This window comes from Nocardioides furvisabuli (assembly GCF_021083185.1).
GTDB lineage: Bacteria > Actinomycetota > Actinomycetes > Propionibacteriales > Nocardioidaceae > Nocardioides > Nocardioides furvisabuli.
This window is the reverse complement of record NZ_JAIGQB010000018.1, coordinates 1-5,617: the sequence shown is the minus strand read 5'-3', so window position 1 is coordinate 5,617 and position 5,617 is coordinate 1. Positions and strand designations below refer to the sequence as shown.

Here is a 5,617-nt window from a genome sequence, read left to right as displayed (position 1 = left end):
AATGTATGTCCGGCGGCGTCCTACTCTCCCACAACCTCTCGGTTGCAGTACCATCGGCGCTGAAAGGCTTAACTTCCGGGTTCGGTATGGGACCGGGTGTTTCCCGTTTCGCTATGGCCGCCGTAACTCTTTCAACCTCGTCCACACCACCTGCCAGCAGTTGAGGGCTGGCGTGGGTTGGGTGTGTTGGTTGGGAACTGCCTAGTGGACGCGAACATGCTCATCGCTGTTCGTTACGTGTGCGCGGGTTTGTCGGGGTAACACTTGTGTGTGTTCTTGTACGGTGTTGGGACAAGCCCTCGGCCTATTAGTACCGGTCGGCTGGGCATTGCTGCTGTACACCTCCGGCCTATCAACCCCATGTTCTGTGGGGGGCCTTACCCACTTACGTGGTGGGAAACCTCATCTTGAAACGTGCTTCCCGCTTAGATGCATTCAGCGGTTATCACTTCCGAACGTAGCCAACCAGCCGTGCTCTTGGCAGAACAACTGGCACACCAGAGGTTCGTCCATCCCGGTCCTCTCGTACTAGGGACAGCCTTTCTCAAGTTTCCTGCGCGCGCGGCGGATAGGGACCGAACTGTCTCACGACGTTCTAAACCCAGCTCGCGTGCCGCTTTAATGGGCGAACAGCCCAACCCTTGGGACCTACTCCAGCCCCAGGATGCGACGAGCCGACATCGAGGTGCCAAACCATCCCGTCGATATGGACTCTTGGGGAAGATCAGCCTGTTATCCCCGGGGTACCTTTTATCCGTTGAGTGACCACGCTTCCACATGCCGTGGCCAGATCACTAGTTCCGACTTTCGTCCCTGCTCGACATGTCTGTCTCACAGTCAAGCTCCCTTGTGCACTTACACTCGCCACCTGATTGCCAACCAGGCTGAGGGAACCTTTGAGCGCCTCCGTTACATTTTAGGAGGCAACCGCCCCAGTTAAACTACCCATCAGGCACTGTCCCTGATCCGGATAACGGACCTAGGTTAGACATCTAGTACGACCAGAGTGGTATTTCAACGTTGACTCCACCTCCACTGGCGTGAAGGTTTCACAGTCTCCCACCTATCCTACACAAGCCGTACCAAACACCAATACCAAACTATAGTAAAGGTCCCGGGGTCTTTCCGTCCTGCCGCGCGTAACGAGCATCTTTACTCGTAGTGCAATTTCGCCGAGTCCATGGTTGAGACAGTGGGAAAGTCGTTACTCCATTCGTGCAGGTCGGAACTTACCCGACAAGGAATTTCGCTACCTTAGGATGGTTATAGTTACCACCGCCGTTTACTGGGGCTTAAATTCTCAGCTTCGGCATTGCTGCCTAACCGGTCCTCTTAACCTTCCAGCACCGGGCAGGAGTCAGTCCGTATACATCGTCTTACAACTTCGCACGGACCTGTGTTTTTAGTAAACAGTCGCTTTCCCCTGGTCTCTGCGGCCCTTCACGCTTCCCCCAGCAAGTGGGTTCACGATCCGGGCCCCCCTTCTCCCGAAGTTACGGGGGCATTTTGCCGAGTTCCTTAACCATGGTTTTCTCGATCGCCTTAGTATTCTCTACTTGATCACCTGAGTCGGTTTGGGGTACGGGCGGCTCGTTGCTCGCTAGAGGTTTTTCTCGACAGCATAGGATCACCCACTTCGCCAATAAGGCTCCGCGTCACGTCTCAGACTCCACACTGAAGTGGATGGTGCGGATTTGCCTACACCACGTCCTACACGCTTGCCCACAGACAACCATCGCTGTGGTTGGGCTACCTTCCTGTGTCACCCCATCGCTTGACTACTACCAGCTCGGGTCCCACGCTCCACCCACCAGCCTCGCCCCGAAGGGTCCGGTCCGATGAGCTTCGGGTGGTTAGCATCACCAGGTTCGTCATGGGCGCAACTTCGCCGGTACGGGAATATCAACCCGTTGTCCATCGACTACGCCTGTCGGCCTCGCCTTAGGTCCCGACTTACCCAGGGCAGATTAGCTTGACCCTGGAACCCTTGATCATTCGGCGCACGGGTTTCTCACCCGTGATTCGCTACTCATGCCTGCATTCTCACTCGTGTGGGCTCCACACCTGGATCACTCCGGCGCTTCACTGCCCACACGACGCTCCCCTACCCATCCAGCGCACTGAACACCGATCAAGTCGATGCTGATGTATTCGCTGAATGCCATAGCTTCGGCGGATGACTTGAGCCCCGCTACATTGTCGGCGCGGAATCACTTGACCAGTGAGCTATTACGCACTCTTTCAAGGGTGGCTGCTTCCAAGCCAACCTCCTGGTTGTCAATGCGACTCCACATCCTTTTCCACTTAGTCACCGCTTAGGGGCCTTAGCTGATGGTCTGGGCTGTTTCCCTCTCGACTACGGAGCTTATCCCCCGCAGTCTCACTGCTGCGCTCTCACTTACCGGCATTCGGAGTTTGGCTAACGTCAGTAACCTTGTAGGGCCCATCGGCTATCCAGTGCTCTACCTCCGGCAAGAAACACGCAACGCTGCACCTAAATGCATTTCGGGGAGAACCAGCTATCACGAAGTTTGATTGGCCTTTCACCCCTATCCACAGGTCATCCCCTCAGTTTTCAACCTAAGTGGGTTCGGTCCTCCACGTCGTCTTACCGACGCTTCAACCTGCCCATGGATAGATCACTTCGCTTCGGGTCTTGAGCGCGCTACTGAATCGCCCTATTCGGACTCGCTTTCGCTACGGCTTCCCCACACGGGTTAACCTCGCAACACACCGCAAACTCGCAGGCTCATTCTTCAAAAGGCACGCCGTCACCCCCACCACAAGTGGCATAAGGCTCCGACGGATTGTAGGCACACGGTTTCAGGTACTATTTCACTCCCCGCCAGGGGTACTTTTCACCTTTCCCTCACGGTACTTGTCCGCTATCGGTCATCAAGGAGTATTTAGGCTTAACGGGTGGTCCCGCCAGATTCACACGGAATTTCAGGGGTTCCGTGTTACTTGGGAACACGCTCCAGAGCCAACGCTTTACGTCTACGGGCCTATCACCCTCTACGGTACGGCTTTCCAACCGACTTCGACTTCCACACTGGTTTCTTACTCTGTACTGAGCCGGCAGACTCAATAGAGCGGTCCCACGACCCCCCAGATGCAACCCCTGCCGGGTATCACACACCTGAGGTTTAGCCTCATCCGATTTCGCTCGCCACTACTCTCGGAATCACTGTTGTTTTCTCTTCCTGTCGGTACTGAGATGTTTCACTTCCCGACGTTCCCTCCACACACCCTATGTGTTCAGGTGCGGGTAACACGACATGACTCGTGCTGGGTTTCCCCATTCGGACACCCCCGGATCACAGCTTGGTTGCCAACTCCCCAGGGCTTATCGCAGGCTCCAACGTCCTTCATCGGCTCTTGATGCCAAGGCATCCACCATGTGCCCTTCATAGCTTGTCTCAACAACGTCAAGACAACACACAAAAGACTCACCAGCCCACCCCCCAATCAAAGGAGCAGGCCAGCACACAAACGACACGACCAGCCAAGGAAAGACCAGCCATGCCTACGCAACTACATCCACCAACACACTCACCCGCAAGCACTCACGAAGAGCACTCACGACAAGCATGCCGACAGATCAGCTACAAGATGCTCGCGTCCACTATGCAGATCTCAAACAACAACCCCACCAACACCCCCCACACCCACCCCGAACACCCCCACAGGCACAAAACCCACAAGGACAACCAGAGCACACGAGCATGACGGACAAAGGGAGGACCAGAAGCAACCAACACCACCCCCACCCGAAGACGGGGACCGGCTGATTCTTCAGGACCCAACAGTGTGCTTGACCCCATCCCCCACCAACGCAGGGCCATGAGTAACCAGACCACCCACACCAGACAAGCTGGCGCACATGACCTGACCATCGACGATTCCACTAGTGAACACCACCATGCGTGCCAGAACATTCGCCTGGCATCGGGGCGTGTGCTCCTTAGAAAGGAGGTGATCCAGCCGCACCTTCCGGTACGGCTACCTTGTTACGACTTCGTCCCAATCGCCAGCCCCACCTTCGACGGCTCCCTCCACAAGGGTTGGGCCACCGGCTTCGGGTGTTGCCGACTTTCGTGACGTGACGGGCGGTGTGTACAAGGCCCGGGAACGTATTCACCGCAGCGTTGCTGATCTGCGATTACTAGCGACTCCGACTTCATGGGGTCGAGTTGCAGACCCCAATCCGAACTGAGACCGGCTTTTTGGGATTCGCTCCCCCTTACGGGATCGCAGCCCTTTGTACCGGCCATTGTAGCATGCGTGAAGCCCTGGACATAAGGGGCATGATGACTTGACGTCATCCCCACCTTCCTCCGAGTTGACCCCGGCAGTCTCCTATGAGTCCCCACCATTACGTGCTGGCAACATAGAACGAGGGTTGCGCTCGTTGCGGGACTTAACCCAACATCTCACGACACGAGCTGACGACAGCCATGCACCACCTGTACACCCCCAAAAGAAGCCCCATCTCTGAGGCGGCAGGGTGTATGTCAAACCCAGGTAAGGTTCTTCGCGTTGCATCGAATTAATCCGCATGCTCCGCCGCTTGTGCGGGCCCCCGTCAATTCCTTTGAGTTTTAGCCTTGCGGCCGTACTCCCCAGGCGGGGCGCTTAATGCGTTAGCTGCGGCACGGAATCCGTGGAATGGACCCCACACCTAGCGCCCAACGTTTACGGTGTGGACTACCAGGGTATCTAATCCTGTTCGCTCCCCACACTTTCGCTCCTCAGCGTCAGGTCATTCCCAGAGAACCGCCTTCGCCACCGGTGTTCCTCCTGATATCTGCGCATTTCACCGCTACACCAGGAATTCCGTTCTCCCCTGAATACCTCTAGTCTGCCCGTATCGGAAGCAAGCGCCGTGTTAAGCACGGCGTTTTCACTCCCGACGCGACAAACCGCCTACGAGCCCTTTACGCCCAATAATTCCGGACAACGCTCGCACCCTACGTATTACCGCGGCTGCTGGCACGTAGTTGGCCGGTGCTTCTTCTGTACCTACCGTCACTTGCGCTTCGTCGGTACTGAAAGAGGTTTACAACCCGAAGGCCGTCATCCCTCACGCGGCGTTGCTGGATCAGGCTTCCGCCCATTGTCCAATATTCCCCACTGCTGCCTCCCGTAGGAGTCTGGGCCGTGTCTCAGTCCCAGTGTGGCCGGTCACCCTCTCAGGCCGGCTACCCGTCGAAGCCATGGTGAGCCATTACCTCACCATCAAGCTGATAGGCCGCGAGCACATCCCTGGCCGAAAAACTTTCCACACACCCCCATGCGAGGGTCTGTCATATCCGGTATTAATCACCGTTTCCGGTGGCTATCCCGAAGCCAGGGGCAGATTACTCACGTGTTACTCACCCGTTCGCCGCTCGAGTACCACCGAAGTGGCCTTTCCGCTCGACTTGCATGTGTTAAGCACGCCGCCAGCGTTCGTCCTGAGCCAGGATCAAACTCTCCATCGAAAAACATGAACCAACCCAACCAAAGCCAGGCCAGCCACAATCAATAAGAGCCACATCCCCTGACTGAACAAAACTGACATCTGTCAGAATCATTGTCAAAGAAACCGCGACCCAACCACCCCAACCCCAAAAAA

3 rRNA genes are annotated in these 5,617 nt (G+C 56.3%); all 3 read right to left on the bottom strand.

The features are described from left to right. Nucleotides 1-7: 7 nt before the first annotated feature. The 3 genes from rrf to K4G59_RS19620 all read right to left on the bottom strand — a co-directional run bounded on the left by rrf (nucleotide 8) and on the right by K4G59_RS19620 (nucleotide 5,483). Nucleotides 8-125 (bottom strand): 5S ribosomal RNA (rrf, locus tag K4G59_RS19630). 162 nt (nucleotides 126-287) lie between these two features. Beyond that, nucleotides 288-3,420: ribosomal RNA gene (locus K4G59_RS19625) — 23S ribosomal RNA — on the bottom strand. 548 nt (nucleotides 3,421-3,968) lie between these two features. Then, nucleotides 3,969-5,483: ribosomal RNA gene (locus tag K4G59_RS19620) — 16S ribosomal RNA — on the bottom strand. The 16S, 23S and 5S rRNA genes sit together here, the layout of an rRNA operon. Between the last annotated feature and the right edge of the window lie 134 nt (nucleotides 5,484-5,617).